Genomic DNA, 18,238 nt, shown 5'->3' on the forward strand with positions numbered 1-18,238 from the left:
CAATAAATCCTAATCAAATAGCCTTTACTTAGAGTAATCTAGCAGTTTTTATTAATCAGTTTGTAGTTCATTTAATATCGAACATTAAACTAAATTAGTCAAATGAATTTGTTTTTCTAAGAATAAGCTCATAATTTTTTAACTTCTGAAAAAAATGTCTAGTGTTATTGGAATCATAAAATTGCTCGAACATATTAACATTTAAAACCATTAAAAGATCATCCAGAAAAATGATAATTTCATCATTATTAAATGTTCATTTAATGTCCGTTTTCCCTATTGACCATTTTATATTTCAACACTCTGAAAAAAGACCCCTATCTAGTTGTAGGGGTCTTTAGTATTTGTTACTAATAAACTTGGATTTTAAATAATGCAAAATCATGTATGAGCTTACAACTAACCTTGCCGTGCTCCCATAAACGCTAATAAATTTGCCTTGAATTACTGAAATCTCGATATTGAATTGCATACGTTTCGAATATCGATCCCAACACCCAAGCAGTATGACTGTAAGGAAACCGATTTGTGGAGAAAACACCGGCTCATCAAATACCCCTGTAAACAAAATAATTGGTAGGCCGAGTAAAAAACTGTTAAAAAAACATTTTTTACTGCGCTCAAATAAGAATAGGTGAATGCATTTTACAATATTTATACTAATTAATGTTATAAAAGCCAATCCTCCTAATGTTCCGTATTCCGCAAACATACCTAGCAGTAAATTATGTGCATGGGGGATGAAGTGACCATATTGTATGACATATTCTTGACCGAATCCAATCGGAGTCACACCAAAGAAAGGGTGATTTTTCCATATGGTATATGCGTTTTTCCAAATGTCCAACCTTTTATGCCCTGCTTGAATAACCGAATCGGCCCTTGGCATTATATAGAGCAACCACTTCGAAAAGAATAGTCCGAAGATTGTACAAACAAAGAAAAAGATTCGATTAAGTCGGAAGATAAAAAGTAAATAAATCAGAATCATCGTCGCAAAGCCAGCTCTTGAACCCGTAAGATAAATTCCATAACTAAGTAATAGTTGGATCGGAAGCTGCCACGCTAAGCTAATATAATGTTTCCTTTCTAGACTAGAAAGTAGACTGGCAAAGAGAAAAGAAATAGCGATTAATAAAATAAAAACAGTAAAATTGGGATTATATGCACAACCAATTAGACGGTTAAAATTCTTAGGCTCCACTTCTCCGTAAAGCACTGTCCCCAATAAATAACCTACAATTTTAGGGAATAAGAACCATTTGGATATCCATCCAATCACACAGCTATATACGCCTCCAAAAATGATAATCATGCGAAATCTCTGAAATAATTGACCTTTCTCAGTTACTAAAATCCTACAATATATTCCCCAGTAACCAAGAATCATGATACTGACCAATAAAAATAATATATTTCTAAATAATAGGGCAGCACCAATAGTAGATATAAGTAGGCATAAGAAAAAGTACGAACTAAACGAATAAATAAACCGTTTATTAGTAAACCATTGAGTATAGAGTGTACGAAGCCCGATGATCAATAGCAAAGAAATACCTACTGGAGGTAAGAGAAAGCAGAGAAGTGCGCTTTTCTCCACTAACGAGAAATTTTTATAAAACTGTATAAACTTTTTCATTGTATACCCCTAGTTAAGTGACATAAATATCCTTAATCATATGGAGGATGTTGTCTTTTCATTTGTAAAATCAATTGTATTTTAGTTAAGTTGTCATCAGATTTAACAAACATATTTTAAATACATAGGTTTAAAATACCACAATAGTTTAGTAATTATGTTTTGAAATTGTAAATTGAGCTTAAACTTTTTTGCCAGACAAATTAATGTATAAATTATAGATTTATGCATCTTTTAAAAGAAAAATTGTTAGTAGCCGTTTTAAGAATGTGATATTTATTTGAACAAAAATACGAATTAATAATATGAAATTTTTTCCTTATGAATTTTAATGTTGAAATTTTATTTCAAAAATAGTTATAATATGTATGAAATTAAATTTAGTCATAAAAAATTACTTGAGGTGAAGCAAACATGCTTGAGAATTTAACAACCGAAACAAGAAATGAAAAAACAATGAATCTAGATGAAATGTCTATAGAAGAATTTTTAACCGTAATGAACGAAGAGGATGCTAAAGTTTCCGCTGCCGTTCGAAATGAGATTCCTAATATTTCTAAAGCTGTTGAAAAAATTGTAACTGCTTTCAAAAGTGGGGGTCGCTTGATTTATATTGGTGCAGGTACAAGTGGCCGCATAGGACTTTTAGACGCAGTTGAATGTCCTCCTACATTTGGAACAAGCCCAGAAGAGGTAGTAGGGTTAATAGCAGGTGGAGAAAAAGCTTTTATAAAAGCAGTTGAAGGTGCTGAGGATAGCGAAGAACTTGCAACCCACGATTTAAAGGAAATTAAGTTAAGTAAAAATGATATTGTAGTCGGAATTGCAGCAAGTGGTCGTACTCCTTATGTTATTGGTGGTTTAAAATATGCCAAAGAAATTGGTGCTGCGACTGTAGCGGTTAGTTGTAACAAGGGCTCAAAAATTGGTCAAGAGGCAGAAATAGCAATTGAAGTTGTTAATGGACCTGAAGTATTAACTGGTTCAACTAGATTAAAGGCAGGTACTTCTCAAAAGTTAGTATGCAATATGTTATCTACAGCATCAATGGTTGGTATTGGAAAAGTATACGGTAACCTAATGGTTGATGTTCAATCAACAAATGAAAAACTAGTTGAGCGTTCAAAGCGTATTGTAATGGAAGCAACTTCTTGTACGTATGAAATTGCAGAAGAGTATTTAACAAAGTCGAATCAAAGTCCAAAAGTAGCAATCGTTATGATTCTTACTGGATTTAGTTATGAGCAAGCAATTGAGCAATTGAAAAAATCTGAAGGATTTGTTCGAAAAGCAATACAAAAATAAAAATTGTTGGGGGAGTAGAAGATGGATAAATATCAAAGACTAGCTTCTGAAATCGCTGATGCAATCGGCGGTACTGATAATGTAGTGTCATATACAAACTGTATGACTAGACTTCGTGTTAATGTTGCTGATCGTAATTTAATCAATGAAGATCAGGTTAAAAAAATTAACGGGGTTTTGGGAACTGTTGATGATGAGACTTACCAAATCATTTTAGGTCCTGGTACAGTAACTAAAGTTGCAGAACAATTTGGTCATCTGAAAAACAGCTCATCAGGAAAACAAGGAACTTCTTCAGCTGCTTTAAAAGAAAAGGGCTCAGATCTTAAAGCTGAATTAAAAAAGAAAAATAACACACCTTTTAAAAATTTCTTACGAAAAGTCGGTAATATCTTTATTCCATTAATTCCAGCATTCGTTGGTGCAGGTTTAATTGCTGGTATTGCTTCGATTTTATCAAATAATATTACTGCTCAAAACCTAGATGCAGCAACTTGGTCACAATATGTTACAGTTTTAAATGTAATTAAAAACGCAATTTTTGCTTATTTAGCGATTTATGTTGGTATTAACGCAGCGAAGGAATTCGGGGCGACACCATCCCTTGGTGGAGTAATTGGTGGGGTAACGCTTTTAACAGGTATGCTTCCTGATCAACCAATTAAAAATATCTTTAATGGTGATCCATTAGCTCCAGGTCAAGGTGGTATTATTGGTGTACTACTTGCAGTCTATTTATTATCAGTTTTAGAAAAACAATTACGTAAAGTTATTCCAGATTCTTTAGATATTATAATTACACCAATGATTGCTTTATTAGTAGTAGGTTTGCTTACAATTTTCTTCATCATGCCTTTCGCAGGATTTATTTCTGATAATTTAATTGGCTCAATTAACTGGATTATTGCAAAAGGCGGTATTTTTGCAGGATTTATATTAGGTCTGGGATTCTTACCATTAGTAATGTTAGGTTTACATCAAGTATTAACACCAATTCATATCGAGTTAATTAATACAACTGGTGCTACAGAATTATTACCAATTCTTGCAATGGCAGGTGCTGGACAAGTTGGAGCAGCATTAGCATTATGGTTACGTTGCAAAAAGAATAAATCATTATCAAATATGATTAAAGGTGCTCTTCCAGTAGGTATTTTAGGTATTGGTGAACCATTAATTTATGGTGTTACATTACCTCTTGGTCGTCCGTTTATCACTGCATGTATCGGTGGTGGTATTGGAGGTGCAGTAATTGGAATGTTTGGTAATGTTGGAGCAATTGCAATTGGTCCTTCAGGCTTAGCGTTAGTTCCACTAATTGCACACGGAATGTGGCTAAAATATGTGATCGGATTACTTGCTGGTTATGCTGGTGGTTTCGTTCTAACATATTTATTCGGTACTCCAAAGGATGCAATGGCTGAACAAGAATAAATAATTAATAAAACCCGAATAATTAGACCTCTCGAGTCTACTATTCGGGTTTTTTATTTAATCTACATTAGAATCTATATACTGAACGATTCTTTCGCAAATTTCATGAGTGATTAAGGAATCATTTATTGAAGGGTCTGGCGTTTTATGCTGTTCTATACAGTCAAGAAAGTGATCAACAATTTGGTAAAAACCACGTTTATATAAGGTTGGTTCCCAATCACCAAATTTTGTAATATTAATTTCTTTATTGTGATAATGAGTGGTTTCAACTAAACTACTCACTACATATTTATTTTGTGGTGTCATATATTCAATCATTTCTTCCGTAACACCATTGTTTCTGTTCATTATTCCAATTGCCGTGCATCCCTCACCTATAAGATGAATGACTAGGTGTTCGAGCATATTATCTTTTTTTAAGAAATTGACTTTTAAATCAACTACATTAGTGGACATTAAATACCTCAGTGTATCCACCACATGGATAAAATCCTCTACAACAAATCTTCTAGTATATTCAGGAAAGTTAAATCTATTTTTTTGCATGATTATTAAGCTAGCCTTTCCATGCATAGTAAGCTCTTTTACTCTAGGGATAAATCGTCTATTAAATCCAACCATTGCTATTTTTCCTTGCTCTCTGGCTAGATTTACAATTTGTTCAGTTTCTTTGAAATTCATCGAAATAGGTTTATCAATATAAACGTTTATACCATTTAATAATAACTTCTTCGTTATCATAAAATGAGCCTCAGTAGCTGTACTAACAAATGCTGCATCAATATTCTTTTCTAACAATTCATCTACAGTATTAACAGTTTCACTGATTCGATATTTATTTGATAAATGGTCTAGTGTTTCATTACTTCTTGTACATAGCACCAACTCGATCTTTTCTTTTTCTGAAAGGACTGGTAGGTAGGCCTTCGTAGCTATATCTCCTAAACCGATTATTCCAATTCTCATATGCTAACACCTCACTTGTTATTAATTGAAACATAGAAAAGTGGTAAAGTAAGTAATTGTATGTAATTTTACTTAAAAAATTTTAGATACTCAAATTAAATATCTCGATTAAATCAAATAGTTTTTTTAATTTTCAAAAAACTATTTATTCATTTAAGCTTTTCCATTATAATAAGGTCTAAAGTTGATTATGATAATGACTTCCCATTCCATTTTTCCTTTCCACACTAAACTTAGCAATTGCCTCTTTTTGCAAATTTACTTTCAAAAAATTTCAAAGTTAATATTTATATTGAATGAATTATAAGCGTTTTCTAGTAGAGCGTTATTCATTAAATAGGCATCCTATTTGAGTACATGCCCTAAATTTTTTTGTTAATAACTAAAATATCAAACATACAAGAAAGAGCTGTCAGCATTAAAACTTAATATAAAATAAGATACATAAGCGGAGGGAAAAATTATGAGTACTTCACATTTTGCGTATTGGCCAAAAAGGGTATCTAAATCTTTAACTTTACCTGAGACAACACTTTATGATAATTTAGTCGTTTCGGCAAAAAGATATCCAAATAAAACCGCAATAGAGTATTATGGTGCTTCAAAAACGTATAAGCAGCTTCTTGAAGAGGTTGATTATCTAGCAGGGTATCTTGAGCATAGGTTAGAAATATCCCCTGGTGAACGTGTAATGCTTTATATGCAAAACTCACCTCAATATGTCATCGCCTTTTATGCAATATTAAGAGTAAGAGGAATTGTAGTACCAATTAACCCGATGAACACCACAGATGAACTTGAATTCTACATAAATGATTGTGAAATTAAAACCGCGATCATTGGCCAAGAACTATCCCCTCAAATTGAACCTTTACAAGCTACAACTGGATTAGAGAATTTAGTAGTTGCAGTTTACTCTGAATATTTACCAACCATTCCTTTAGTTTCCGATTTAACGGCTGAAATAACTGAGTCAAAGAAAATCTATCAAAACGAAAATCTATTTTATTGGGAGGATGCAATACAAACACAGCTTACCCCGTCACTATATGAAGGTAATTCAGAAGATGTTGCAGTTCTTCCATATACTTCAGGAACAACAGGTTTACCTAAAGGCTGTATACATACACATAAAACGGTACAAGCAAATGTAGTAGGATCTGCCGTTTGGATGAATATTTCTGCAAATGCCGTTAGTTTTTCAACTTTACCTCTATTCCATGTAACAGGAATGGTTCATGGAATGCATACACCGATTCTTACAGGTTCAAGTATGGTATTGCTAACAAGATGGAATCGATACCATGCGTGTAAACTAATTGAAAACTATCAATGTACCCACTGGGTAAATATTAGTACAATGCTGATCGACTTTTTAGCAAATCCAAATTTAAATACAGAAGATATCAAGTCTCTTGTAAATATTGCAGGTGGTGGAGCTCCACTTCCAGAAGCAGTAGGTGAGCAGCTATTCAAATTAACAGGTTTAAAGTTCGTAGAAGGGTATGGATTATCAGAAACAATTGCTCAGACACATTTTAATCCGCCAGATCGACCAAAACTTCAATGTCTAGGAATTCCATCTTTTGACGTAGACGCCAGAATTATCGAGCCGGTTACAATGAAACAGTTAGGTGTCGGCGAGGTTGGTGAGATTGTTGTTAATGGACCACAAGTTTTTAAAGGCTACTTTAACCGACCAGAAGAAACAAATGAAGCCTTTATTGAAATAGATGGTAAACTATTTTTCCGTACAGGAGATATCGGTCGGTTTGATGATGAAGGGTATTATTTTATCGTTGACCGTGTTAAGAGGATGATTAACGCTTCAGGCTTTAAAGTTTGGCCAACCGAAGTGGAGAACTTGCTATATAAACATCCGGCCATTCAACAAGCTTGTGTTGTTAGTAAGCCTGATGAAAAAAGGGGCGAAACAGTGAAGGCATATGTGATCCTAAATCCTATTTATTCAGGAAAAGTAAGTGAGGATGAAATTATCGATTGGTCTAAAGAGCATATGGCTAACTATAAATACCCAAGATATGTCGAGTTTATTGAAAAATTACCAACTACCGCAAGCGGGAAAATTTTATGGAGGACTCTTCAGGAAGCAGAATGGAGTAAAGTGGAACAAGTTAATGAGTGAGAAAAGTCAAAAGTACAGGGAAGGGATAAATAGTAACTAAATGAAAAGGGGAGCCTCAACATCAAATGTTTAGGTTCCTCTTTTTCGTGTTGATTTTTTGTTTGAACTATTTACCATTTTCCAAATAGTGCCCTTAAACTATCTGGTAGTTATTACTAGATAGGTGTTTTTAATATTCAGACTAATAATAAATATAGTATGATAATTTTTAAAGAAAGCCCTTACACCAACTTACTACTGAAAAGGTGATTACAATCGTCAAAATAAGATTACGGTTAAGAAAATTAAACACTTTACGAAATCAAATATTGGCTGTCTTCTTGATTGTTATGGTGATTGTTTTATCCATTGTATCTATTATGGTATATAACCAAGTTGGAACTTTAATGAAAGATACAACAGAGAAGCAAATCCAACAAACGGCTGTTGAAGCAAATGGAAGAATGGAAACTTTGTATAAACAAATTGACACTTTATCAAATCAATTAATGACCAATGAAACAGTTCAACAAATATTACTCGGATTGAAAAACGGGGAAAGTGTTGATTTTGCAAAAAGACAATCGCTAATTAGAGTCATAAATAACTCTTTAGCTTATTCGAATGGAATCTCTTCTTTTGAACTATATTCTTCGGAAGGTAATCGCATTTTTCCATTCGGTGAAAAAAATTTATCTAGTGTAATCGATGAGAAATGGGTAAAGGAAGCAGAAACCGAGAAAGGAAGATTAGTGTGGGTAGGAAAAGATCCTAATAATAGTAACTATTCTTATGCAATAAGAAGGGTAAGTTTAATGGATCGATGGTTTTCAAATGGAGGATATTTAGTCGTAAGAATTCTTAATAGTTACTTTCAGGTTGAAGAAAGTAATTTATCTCCTGGAGAGAAGGATTATATGATGCTTCTGGATAGGGATTTAGCTCCGATAACGGATAATTACGGTATTGATATCCAAAAGTTTTTATTAGAAGGATATGAATCGATAAAAGTAAATAAAAAGCAATATATGATTGTTACGCAACCATCTGCAAAAACAGGTTGGACCCTTGTTATTTTAAAACCTACAAGCTTTTTAAATGAACGGGTAACACCGGTAAGAAAAGCAACCCTTTTATCTGGTGCGATTGGACTTATCATTTTTGTCATTTCATCAATTATTCTAGCAACAATGATCACAAGACCGATAAAGAAACTTACAAATACAATGAAGAATGCGAAAATGGACGAGTTGAAAATTAACAAGGAAAGCGCAGCTTCATTAGAAATTATTGAATTAAATAGAACGTATAACCAGATGGTAGAAAATACGAATCATTTAATACAGGTCGTTTATGAAAAGGAATTACTTCGTAGTCAAACTGAGTTGAAGGCACTACAAGCCCAAATTGATCCGCACTTCCTTTATAATACGCTAAATGCACTTTACTGGTCTTTAGATGATAGAGGTGAGGAGGATTTAGCAGAAATAGTGATTGCAATGTCGGGATTATTTCGTTATACAATTGGCAATGCAAACAGTAGTGAATGGGTAACTATACAAGCTGCTCTCGACCAAATTGAACGTTATTTACAAATTATGAAAATGAGATTAGGAGAACGGTTGTTATGGGAGATATCCGTTGAGCCAAATCTATTATCTATTAAAATACCTAAACTGCTAATCCAACCCTTAGTTGAGAACGCTATTATGCATGGTATTGAAAGTAGTCGAGAACAAGGGTGTGTTTTAGTGAAGATTAAACGGATTAATGACTCATCTAATTTATTAGTGACTGTTAAGGACAATGGACCGGGGATTAATAGAGAAGCTCTTAATGCCCTTAATTTAGCAATTAAAAATGATAATTTATCGTCCTTTAAGGGGATGGGTATGGCGCTAACTAATGTAAATAAAAGAATCAAATTATATTACGAAGGATATGACTTAAGTGGCCTTCGTTTAGAAAGTGAGATCGGTAAAGGCACAACTGTATTATTCGAAGTTCCAGACAAAGGAGGAGAATAATTTGGATACAAAAGTGATTCTAATTGTTGATGATGAACAAGCGACTAGACAAGGATTAAAAAAAACATTAGAGAAATGGTCAAATGGTAAATTTGAAATTCTTAGTGCTGCAAATGGCCAAGAAACATTTGAGCAGTTGAGCAGAACAAAAATCCATCTATTAGTAACTGATATTTGTATGCCTGAAATGAATGGTTTAGAGCTTTTAAAAAAACTAAAGGATAAAGGACATAAATTTGTTTCAATTATTATCTCTGGACACCCTGATTTTGAATATGCCCAAGAGGCTATTCGCCTAGGAGTTGTAAATTACTTATTAAAACCAGTAAGTAAGCAAAAATTAATAGAGGCTATTGAGCAAGCACTAGAAAAGGAAGCAAATATTGAACGGATTGAGTATATGGAAAAAGTAACTGATCAGAAATTATTAAAGCTAGATCAAGTTAATAACCGCTCTAATTCAATTAAGGCAGCTAAGACATTTATTAATGAAAATATAAGCAATCAAATTTCATTAAAGGATGTAGCAGATGCGGTTCATCTAAATGCGAGCTATTTTAGTGTGTTATTTAAAGAGCAAGTGGGATTAACATTTAGTGAGTATTTAACTAGAAAGAGAATACAAATTGCAAAAAATCGTTTACTGACAACAGATTTACAAATTGAAGAAATTGCCCTAGAAGTAGGCTATCAGACAGCTAAATATTTCATTAAGATCTTTAAGGATTACGAGGGTATTACCCCTAGTAAATTTAGAAAAGTGTCGGAACTTGATGATTCACTAATCCAAAAATAGTGGAATTTTATCCAATCGTGGTTACCTTACCGCGTTTTTTTTTTAGTGCTAGAATTTACTTGTAACGAAAAATTCAAAAAATGGGGGTTAGACATGTTTAAGAAAGCGTCTTCATTAATGTTAGCACTAGTTCTTATTCTAATGGTTGCTTTAACTGGCTGTGGTAAATCTAATAACGCGTCAACTGAAAGCGGTTCCAAAAAAGTGATCAAGTTTATGCATCTTTGGCCAGCTGGTAGTTCTAAGCAACAAAACTTAATTGTATCTGACATTATTAAGCAATATGAGGCTGAACATAAGGATGTAAAAATCGAAGTAGAAGTTCTTGAAAATGAGCAATATAAGAATAAGATTAAAGTTCTTTCTTCTTCTAATGAACTTCCTGATGTTGGGTTTACATGGGCAGCAGGATATATGAAACCATTTGTAAAAGGTGGCCTTTTCGCTGATTTAGATGATGTGTTAAATAACGGATTAAAAGATTCTTTTGTAAGTGGAACAACAGAAGCATATGCAATCGATGGAAAAACATATGGATTACCTCTAGAACTAAACATCGCTCCAATTTATTACAATAAAGCAATTTTTGAAAAATATAACCTTCAAGTACCACAAACTTACAGCGAATTCCAAAACGTTGTTAAAACACTTGCTAAAAATGGAGTTGCTCCAATCGCTTTAGGTAATAAAGATCGTTGGACAGGTTCACTTTGGTATATGTATTTAGCGGACAGAATTGGTGGAGCTGATGTACTTAATAAAGCAATTAACCGTACAGGAACATTCGAAGATCCTGCACTTGTATCAGCGGCAACAGAGGTTCAAAACCTAGTTAAAGAAAATGCATTTAATAAAGGTTTTAATGGGTTATCAAATGATGAAGGTAAATCTGAATTCTTAAATGGAAATGCAGCTATGTACTTAATGGGAACATGGGAGCTTCCAAACTTTACGACAAATGAAGAAATTCCAAAAGATTTCCGTGACAATGTAGGCTTCTTTAAATTCCCTACTTATGAAGGCGGAAAAGGAAATATTAACAGCTGGGTTGGTGGCCCTGGAGTAGGTTTATTCGTAGCAGAGCATTCAAAAGTTAAAGCTGAAGCTAAAGACTTTGTTAAATTCTTTGTAGAGAAGTGGGGAGAGCAATCTGTAGAAAAAGCGGGTGTAATCCCAGCAACTAAGGTTGATACTTCAAAAGTAAATTTACCACCATTATATATTGATGTGTTAAATGAGTTAAATAAAGCTAGTAACTTAACACTATTTGCTGACGTTCAAATGAGTGCTTCTGTAGCAGAAACTCACTTAAACTTAATCCAATCTTTATTTGGAAATGAAGTAAAACCAAAAGACTTTGCTAAACAACATGAAGAAGCATTAAAGGCAGAAGATAAATAATTTCTGATGTACTAAAGAAAAGGGCATATGGATTCATTGAAGTATGCCCTTGATTTTTAAATATAGGGGAAGGAGTTGAATCGAAGTGAATAAAGCTATGTCAAATAAAAAAATAATCGCCTTGTATATTACACCAGCTCTTTTTCTGATCCTTGCTTTGATTTACGTTCCAATCGTACAAACTGGATACTTTGGCTTAATGAAATGGAATGGAATTGGGGAAAAGGAGTTCATAGGTTTAAAGAATTACTCCCACTTATTACATGATCCTCTATTTTGGAAAAGTGCTTTCCACTCCTTTTTATTGGCAGTATTTTCAGCCGTTAGTTTAATTGGCTACTTGTTCATCTCATTTATACTTGCTGGAAAAATTAAAGGTGCAGACCTTCTAAGAAAAATATATCTTATTCCGATGCTGCTTGCATCTGTTGCAATTGCTCAGCTTTGGCTTAAAATTTATCATCCTACTAACGGTATTTTAAATAGCTTACTTGTTTCTCTAGGCGTTCATAATCCACCTGCCTGGTTAGCAGAAACAAACTTAGCATTGTATGCGATTATTATTCCAATTATTTGGCAGTACGCAGGTTTTTATATTCTGATTTACTATGCAGCTCTTAAAAATATTCCGGACTCTCTAATCGAGGCCGCAAGAATTGACGGGGCAACACCACTTCAAATCGCATTAAAAATAAAATTACCATTAATCATGAATGTTGTGAAAGTGACGATTGTTCTTGCCGTCGTTGGATCACTTAAATATTTTGATTTAATTTATGTTATGACAGGTGGAGGCCCTAATGGTGCAAGTGAAGTAATGGCTTCCTATATGTATCAAAAAGCATTCAAAGGCTTTGACTTTGGATATGCAAGTGCAATTGGATTTTTCTTATTAGTTATTTGTTTAGTAGTTACTTGGGTTATTCGTAAGTTTACTGAATCAAATAATGACATTTACTAAAAGAAAGGGGGATTTTAAGTGGATACGGTAAGAGCTACAGGATCTCAAGCCATTGTAACTGAAAAGAAAACTGACCGTAGCAAAAATAGTGTTTTTAGTAAAGTTGCTTACGGTTTTATGTATCTTTTCCTTATAATCGTAGCGATTTTTCAAATATTTCCGATCATATGGCTATTTCTTTTTTCATTAAAAAATAACCAAGAAGTTTTCAATATGTCACCTTTTTCTTTACCTGAAAGCCCAAAGTGGGAGAATTATACGAAAGTTTGGACTGAGGGAAATATTAGTCAGTATTTCTTTAACAGTGTGACTTACACAATCGCTGCCGTTATTTTAACGGTTGTATTAGCAAGTATGGTAACCTTCGCGATTACAAGAATGAATTGGAAAGCAAGTAAATGGGTTTTGGGATTATTTATGGTAGGTTTAATGATTCCAGTCCATTCTACACTGATTCCTTTATTTAATACTTTTACAAAAATAAATTTAATTGATAATCCACTCTCGGTAATCCTTACGTACACAGCCTTTAACTTACCAATTACGATTATGATTTTAATTGGTTTTTACGAAGCTCTCCCTAGAGAGGTAGAAGAAGCAGCGATTATGGATGGGGCATCAATTAACCATATATTTTTTAAGATTACTTTACCAATGACTTCACCAGTTATTGCTACAGCAGCAATTATTAATATGATTTACAACTGGAATGAGTTTGTCTTTGTTAATACATTTATAAGTTCAGATCAATTTAAAACACTCACGGTTGGTATTCAAAACTTTATTGGGCAGTATACGACTGATTGGGGAGCAATTGGAGCTACGTTAGTTATTAGTATACTACCAATCCTAATTGCCTTCCTTATATTAAGTAATCGAATTGTAGAAGGAATTGCTTCTGGATCAGTAAAAGGTTAACTGCATTAGATAAAGCTAAGATGAATTTGTAAAGGAGGGTGATTAAATGATACTCGGAAAAACAATGGGGAAATTGTTTACGCTATGTGAGTGGGTTATGAAATTAGCATATGTCAATCTGCTATGGTTCCTCTTTACAATTGCAGGACTAGTCATATTTGGTTTTTTCCCTGCTACAGTAGCCCTATTTACAATTGTTCGTAAATGGATCATAAAAGAAACGGATCTTCCGATTTGGAGAACTTTCTTAACTGTCTTCCTAAATGAATTTAAAAGTTCCAATAAACTTGGTTTGGTATTCATTTGTAGTGGCATCTTCCTAGCGTTTGATGTATTTTACATTCGAACGATTGAAGGGATGCTCCAGTTTATCTTAATCATCCCTTTATTAATCATAGTGGCAGTTTATTTAATGGTTTTCCTTTATATTTTCCCACTATATGTACATTACGAATTTAAACTTAAAGACTATTTAAAAAATGCATTCTTTTTAAGTGTTTTTCATTTTCACATTACTTTACTAATGCTAGTTAGTCTAATCGCTATACTATTTTTGTTGCTGTACCAACCAGGGCTAATTCCATTCTTTAGTGTCATATCAATTGCTTGGATTTTCATGTTCTGTGGTATGTATAGCTTTAATCGAATAGACCAAAGACAAGGTAAGATTAGTAAAGTCTAAGTGTAGAAATTATCTTAGAACGGGGAATCTAGATGAATACTTATGTTGAGGAAATCTCTTTTTTAAATGAACCAGCGATTAAAGCAGGTAATAGTGAATTGGAGATCATCATTATTCCCGGATGGGGATCAAACTTAATTTCCATGGTTCATAAAAAATCAAATACTGAGCTTTTAAGGGTCCCTAACTCAACCGAGGAGTATTTGAATAACCCAGTTCTTTACGGTACTCCAATCCTGTTTCCTCCAAATCGAATCGATCAAGGAAAGTTTCGATTTGGCAAAAGAACATATCAATTTGAAATCAATGAAATGGACAAGCAAAATCACATTCATGGTTTCGTTCACACAAGGGAGTGGAATATCTCGAGTGTAGAGGTTAATGAGCAAACAGTAAAAATTATTACTGAGTTTGATTCAAGTAAGCATGAAGATGTAATGGCTCAATTCCCGCATCATTTTGTGATAAGGATGAGCTTTATTTTAAATGATAATTTATTCGCTAAAAAAGCAGAAATTATTAATAAAAGTAGTGAAGTTTTACCGTTTGGCTTTGGATATCATACTAGCTTTGTATTCCCTGAAGAAACTTCAATCTTCAAGCTTCCAGTGGATAAACGTTGGAAACTAAATGATCGATTTTTACCAACGGGGGAATTAGAAGATATTGAGTACAAATATGAGTTGAATGAAGGAATGAGCCTGTACGGGCTAGAGTTAGATGATGTTTTTCTATCTAACCCTAATAACAGTGGCCTACAAACGGCACAAATAACAAACAAATCAACAGGAATTGAGATTAATTATACCGTTGACCAAAGTTTTAAACATTGGGTTGTTTATAACAAAGATGCGAGAAGCGGCTTTTTATGCCCTGAGCCCTACACATGGGTAACTAACGCTCCTAATCTTGAAGTAAATGGAGAATTGACGGGATTACAAGGAATTGAGCCAAAAGACATGAAAGTATTGCGCGCATGGATTGTCGTTTCACATAAGTCATAAAATACAAAACTACTATTTTAGGAGGAATTAAACATGAGTTACTTTACTAATATTAACAAAATTAAATTCGAAGGTCCTAAATCAAAAAATCCATTTTCATTTAAATATTATGATCCTCAAAGAATAATTAACGGTCAAAAAATGGAGGATTTACTTCGTTTTTCAGTTGCCTACTGGCATACATTTACTGCAGATGGTTCAGATCCATTTGGAGCAGGTACAATGCAACGTCCTTGGAATCATTTAACGGGAATGGATCTAGCTAAGGCACGTGTAGAAGCATCATTTGAGTTCTATGAAAAGTTAGATGTTCCTTTCTTCTGCTTTCATGATTCAGATGTTGCGCCTGAAGGAAATACATTAGGTGAAACTTATAAAAACTTAGATGTCATTGTAGAAATGATAAAAGAATATATGAAAACAAGTAAAACAAAATTGCTTTGGAATACGGCAAATATGTTTACTCATCCTCGCTATGTAAATGGAGCCGCTACATCTAATAACGCGGACGTATTTGCATATTCAGCTGCAAAAGTGAAAAAAGGATTAGAAATTGCAAAAGAGCTTGGTGCAATTAACTATGTATTCTGGGGTGGGCGTGAAGGTTATGACACGCTTATGAATACTGATATGAAGCTTGAGCAAGACAACCTTGCGCGTTTCTTCCATATGGCTGTAGATTATGCAAAAGAAATTGGATTCGATGGTCAGTTCTTAATTGAACCAAAACCAAAAGAACCAACAAAGCATCAATATGACTTTGATGTGGCAACTGGACTAGCGTTTTTACAAGCTAATGGTTTAGAGAAACAGTTTAAATTCAATATTGAAGCAAATCATGCAACACTTGCTGGTCATACATTTGAGCATGAATTACGTGTTGCTCGAATTAACGGAATGCTTGGTTCAGTTGATGCAAACCAAGGTGATAAGTTAATTGGTTGGGATACAGATGAGTTCCCTACAGATCTATACTCTACTACATTAGCAATGTATGAAATCTTAAAAAATGGTGGCTTAGGAAAAGGCGGCCTGAACTTTGATGCAAAAGTAAGAAGAGGATCATTTGATGTAGAAGATTTATTCCATGCACATATAGCTGGAATGGATAGCTTTGCAATTGGCACATTAGTAGCTAATAAACTAATTGAAGATAAAGTATTTGAAAGCTTTATTGAAGATCGTTATAGCAGCTTCACTTATGGTATTGGTAAAGAAATCGTAGAAAATAAAGCAAGTTTCCATACACTTGAAGCATATGCATTAAATTTAGGTGATATCCAAAATAAATCTGGTCGTGAAGAACGTCTTAAATCAGTGCTAAACCAATATTTATTAGAAGCGATTTCTGAATTCGCAACAGTTTAAAAACCTTTTGATCATAAAATGTGCTGGGAAACTCATTATTTCCAGCACATTTTTCTCATACGATACGCTAAAGAAAACAATAAAAGGATGATTGTTATGAAATATGTAGTAGGTATTGATTTAGGTACAAGTGCCGTAAAAATTTTACTTGTTAATCAGTCCGGAGAAGTATGCCAAGAAGTATCTCGTGCCTATCCATTAATACAAGAAAAATCCGGATATAGTGAACAAAGACCAGAAGAATGGGTTGAAAAAACAATCGATGGACTTGCCGAACTAGTTAGAGACTTTAAAGGTCATCCGAATGATATACAAGGGATTAGCTTCTCAGGTCAAATGCATGGTCTAGTGTTATTGAATAAAGAAAATGAAATCCTTCGTAATGCAATTTTATGGAATGACACAAGAACGACTAAGCAATGTGAAAAGATCAATGAAATAGTTGGCAAAGAACGTTTACTTGAAATAACGAAAAATCCAGCACTTGAAGGATTTACTTTACCAAAACTTTTATGGGTAAAGGAATTTGAACCAGAGATCTATAATCAGGCAGCAGTATTTTTATTGCCTAAAGACTATCTTCGTTATCGTCTGACTGGAGAAATTCATACTGAATACTCAGATGCTGCCGGAACATTACTTTTAAACGTGAAAGAAAAGCAGTGGAGTGAAGAATTATGTACTAAATTCGATATTCCTTTACATCTTTGCCCACCAATTGTCGAGTCTCATGATTGTGTTGGAACAATTACAGAAGAAGTTTCTATTTTGACAGGACTTAGCCGTGAAGTGAAAGTATTTGCAGGCGGAGCCGATAATGCTTGTGGCGCAATTGGCTCAGGTATTTTAAAAGAAGGCAATACGCTATGTAGTATTGGTACTTCAGGAGTTGTTCTTTCTTATGAAGAGCATGGAGAACAAGACTTCAAAGGAAAGGTTCATTATTTTAACCATAGTAAAGAAGATGCTTTCTATTCAATGGGTGTAACGCTTGCCGCAGGATATTCGTTAAGTTGGTTTAAAGATACTTTTGCTGAGGGTGTGAATTTCGAACAACTATTAGAAGATGTTGACCTTGTTTCAATTGGCTCAAATGGTTTAATGTTTACTCCGTATTTGGTTGGTGAAAGAACACCGCATGCGGATTCAATTATTAGAGGGTGTTTTATCGGTATGGATGCAGCACATAAGAGAAGTGACTTTGCGAGGGCCGTCATGGAAGGTATTACTTTTTCATTGAACGAGTCAATTGAAATTTTCCGAAATAACGGTAAAAGAATTGATTCAATTATTTCAATTGGTGGCGGTGCAAAAAATCCTATTTGGCTTCAAATGCAAGCAGATATTTTTAATGCGACAATTATTAAGCTTTCAAGCGAGCAAGGTCCTGGGATGGGTGCGGCGATGCTTGCTGCTTATGGATGTAATTGGTTTGAATCATTAGAGGCTTGTGCAGAAGAGTTCATAAAGCCAATCACTTCATATAAACCAGTTAGTGAAAATGTTAAACAATATGAGAAGCTTTATTCTATTTATAAGCAAATTTATTCCAGCACAAAGGAACTAAATAGAATGTTATCTGAATTTAGAAACTAGTATAAGACGCTAA

Annotated in this window: 14 protein-coding genes; 12 read left to right on the forward strand and 2 right to left on the reverse strand. The window is 33.7% G+C overall.

Going from position 1 to position 18,238, the window contains the following annotated elements; all coding sequences use genetic code 11:
- Positions 1 to 337 precede the first annotated feature (337 nt).
- Positions 338 to 1,315, reverse strand: coding sequence for an O-antigen ligase family protein (locus BM319_RS21450; RefSeq protein ID WP_286143868.1), 978 nt, complete (start codon positions 1,313 to 1,315; stop codon positions 338 to 340).
- Positions 1,316 to 2,053: 738 nt separating this feature from the next.
- Here BM319_RS21450 and murQ point away from each other — a divergent pair.
- Together murQ and BM319_RS21460 are read left to right on the forward strand one after the other, a co-directional pair.
- A complete protein-coding gene (gene murQ, locus BM319_RS21455; RefSeq protein WP_091024622.1) occupies positions 2,054 to 2,944 on the forward strand; it encodes an N-acetylmuramic acid 6-phosphate etherase in 891 nt (296 codons plus the stop codon).
- Positions 2,945 to 2,965: 21 nt separating this feature from the next.
- A complete protein-coding gene (locus BM319_RS21460; RefSeq protein WP_091024624.1) occupies positions 2,966 to 4,378 on the forward strand; it encodes a PTS transporter subunit EIIC in 1,413 nt (470 codons plus the stop codon).
- A 57-nt stretch (positions 4,379 to 4,435) separates the two neighbouring features.
- Here BM319_RS21460 and BM319_RS21465 read toward each other — a convergent pair whose 3' ends face one another.
- Positions 4,436 to 5,347: a Gfo/Idh/MocA family protein gene (locus tag BM319_RS21465; protein ID WP_025568618.1), complete on the reverse strand. Its 912-nt coding sequence runs from the start codon at positions 5,345 to 5,347 to the stop codon at positions 4,436 to 4,438.
- A 463-nt stretch (positions 5,348 to 5,810) separates the two neighbouring features.
- Between BM319_RS21465 and BM319_RS21470 the strand changes: the two genes are divergently transcribed.
- The 10 genes from BM319_RS21470 (at position 5,811) to xylB (ending at position 18,225) form a co-directional block, all read left to right on the forward strand.
- On the forward strand, positions 5,811 to 7,493 hold the full coding sequence (locus tag BM319_RS21470) for a long-chain fatty acid--CoA ligase (RefSeq protein WP_091024626.1): 1,683 nt from the start codon (positions 5,811 to 5,813) through the stop codon (positions 7,491 to 7,493).
- 386 nt (positions 7,494 to 7,879) lie between these two features.
- Positions 7,880 to 9,499 carry a cache domain-containing sensor histidine kinase gene (locus tag BM319_RS21475; RefSeq protein ID WP_286143869.1) on the forward strand — a complete coding sequence of 540 codons (1,620 nt, stop codon included), beginning with the start codon at positions 7,880 to 7,882 and terminating at the stop codon, positions 9,497 to 9,499.
- A 1-nt stretch (position 9,500) separates the two neighbouring features.
- On the forward strand, positions 9,501 to 10,295 hold the full coding sequence (locus tag BM319_RS21480; protein ID WP_025568614.1) for a response regulator transcription factor: 795 nt from the start codon (positions 9,501 to 9,503) through the stop codon (positions 10,293 to 10,295).
- Between the two features lie 93 nt (positions 10,296 to 10,388).
- Complete coding sequence (locus tag BM319_RS21485; protein WP_069033669.1) at positions 10,389 to 11,696, forward strand: extracellular solute-binding protein; 1,308 nt, start codon at positions 10,389 to 10,391, stop codon at positions 11,694 to 11,696.
- A gap of 85 nt (positions 11,697 to 11,781) precedes the next feature.
- The gene (locus BM319_RS21490; protein ID WP_091024628.1) at positions 11,782 to 12,657 is read left to right on the forward strand and encodes a carbohydrate ABC transporter permease; all 876 of its coding nucleotides are present in this window, start codon (positions 11,782 to 11,784) and stop codon (positions 12,655 to 12,657) included.
- Positions 12,658 to 12,708: 51 nt separating this feature from the next.
- Positions 12,709 to 13,575 carry a carbohydrate ABC transporter permease gene (locus BM319_RS21495; protein WP_091024682.1) on the forward strand — a complete coding sequence of 289 codons (867 nt, stop codon included), beginning with the start codon at positions 12,709 to 12,711 and terminating at the stop codon, positions 13,573 to 13,575.
- Between the two features lie 46 nt (positions 13,576 to 13,621).
- The gene (locus BM319_RS21500; RefSeq protein ID WP_069033671.1) at positions 13,622 to 14,257 is read left to right on the forward strand and encodes a YesL family protein; all 636 of its coding nucleotides are present in this window, start codon (positions 13,622 to 13,624) and stop codon (positions 14,255 to 14,257) included.
- 32 nt (positions 14,258 to 14,289) lie between these two features.
- Positions 14,290 to 15,261 (forward strand): aldose 1-epimerase, encoded by a 972-nt coding sequence (locus BM319_RS21505; RefSeq protein WP_069033672.1) that lies wholly within the window; start codon positions 14,290 to 14,292, stop codon positions 15,259 to 15,261.
- 33 nt (positions 15,262 to 15,294) lie between these two features.
- A complete protein-coding gene (gene xylA, locus BM319_RS21510; protein ID WP_069033673.1) occupies positions 15,295 to 16,629 on the forward strand; it encodes a xylose isomerase in 1,335 nt (444 codons plus the stop codon).
- Positions 16,630 to 16,725: 96 nt separating this feature from the next.
- Positions 16,726 to 18,225 carry a xylulokinase gene (gene xylB, locus BM319_RS21515; protein WP_091024630.1) on the forward strand — a complete coding sequence of 500 codons (1,500 nt, stop codon included), beginning with the start codon at positions 16,726 to 16,728 and terminating at the stop codon, positions 18,223 to 18,225.
- Positions 18,226 to 18,238 lie beyond the last annotated feature (13 nt).

Source organism: Bacillus sp. UNCCL81, assembly GCF_900112535.1.
GTDB classification, from domain to species: Bacteria; Bacillota; Bacilli; order Bacillales; family Bacillaceae_G; genus Gottfriedia; species Gottfriedia luciferensis_B.

Coding starts and splice junctions, on each gene's coding strand:
- BM319_RS21485 (WP_069033669.1), top strand. CDS start 10,389: ATGTTTAAGAAAGCGTCTTCATTAATGTTAGCACTAGTTCTTATTCTA.
- BM319_RS21470 (WP_091024626.1), top strand. CDS start 5,811: ATGAGTACTTCACATTTTGCGTATTGGCCAAAAAGGGTATCTAAATCT.
- BM319_RS21475 (WP_286143869.1), top strand. CDS start 7,880: ATGAAAGATACAACAGAGAAGCAAATCCAACAAACGGCTGTTGAAGCA.
- xylB (WP_091024630.1), top strand. CDS start 16,726: ATGAAATATGTAGTAGGTATTGATTTAGGTACAAGTGCCGTAAAAATT.
- BM319_RS21450 (WP_286143868.1), bottom strand. CDS start 1,315: ATGATTATCATTTTTGGAGGCGTATATAGCTGTGTGATTGGATGGATA.
- xylA (WP_069033673.1), top strand. CDS start 15,295: ATGAGTTACTTTACTAATATTAACAAAATTAAATTCGAAGGTCCTAAA.
- murQ (WP_091024622.1), top strand. CDS start 2,054: ATGCTTGAGAATTTAACAACCGAAACAAGAAATGAAAAAACAATGAAT.
- BM319_RS21460 (WP_091024624.1), top strand. CDS start 2,966: ATGGATAAATATCAAAGACTAGCTTCTGAAATCGCTGATGCAATCGGC.
- BM319_RS21505 (WP_069033672.1), top strand. CDS start 14,290: ATGAATACTTATGTTGAGGAAATCTCTTTTTTAAATGAACCAGCGATT.
- BM319_RS21500 (WP_069033671.1), top strand. CDS start 13,622: ATGATACTCGGAAAAACAATGGGGAAATTGTTTACGCTATGTGAGTGG.
- BM319_RS21465 (WP_025568618.1), bottom strand. CDS start 5,347: ATGAGAATTGGAATAATCGGTTTAGGAGATATAGCTACGAAGGCCTAC.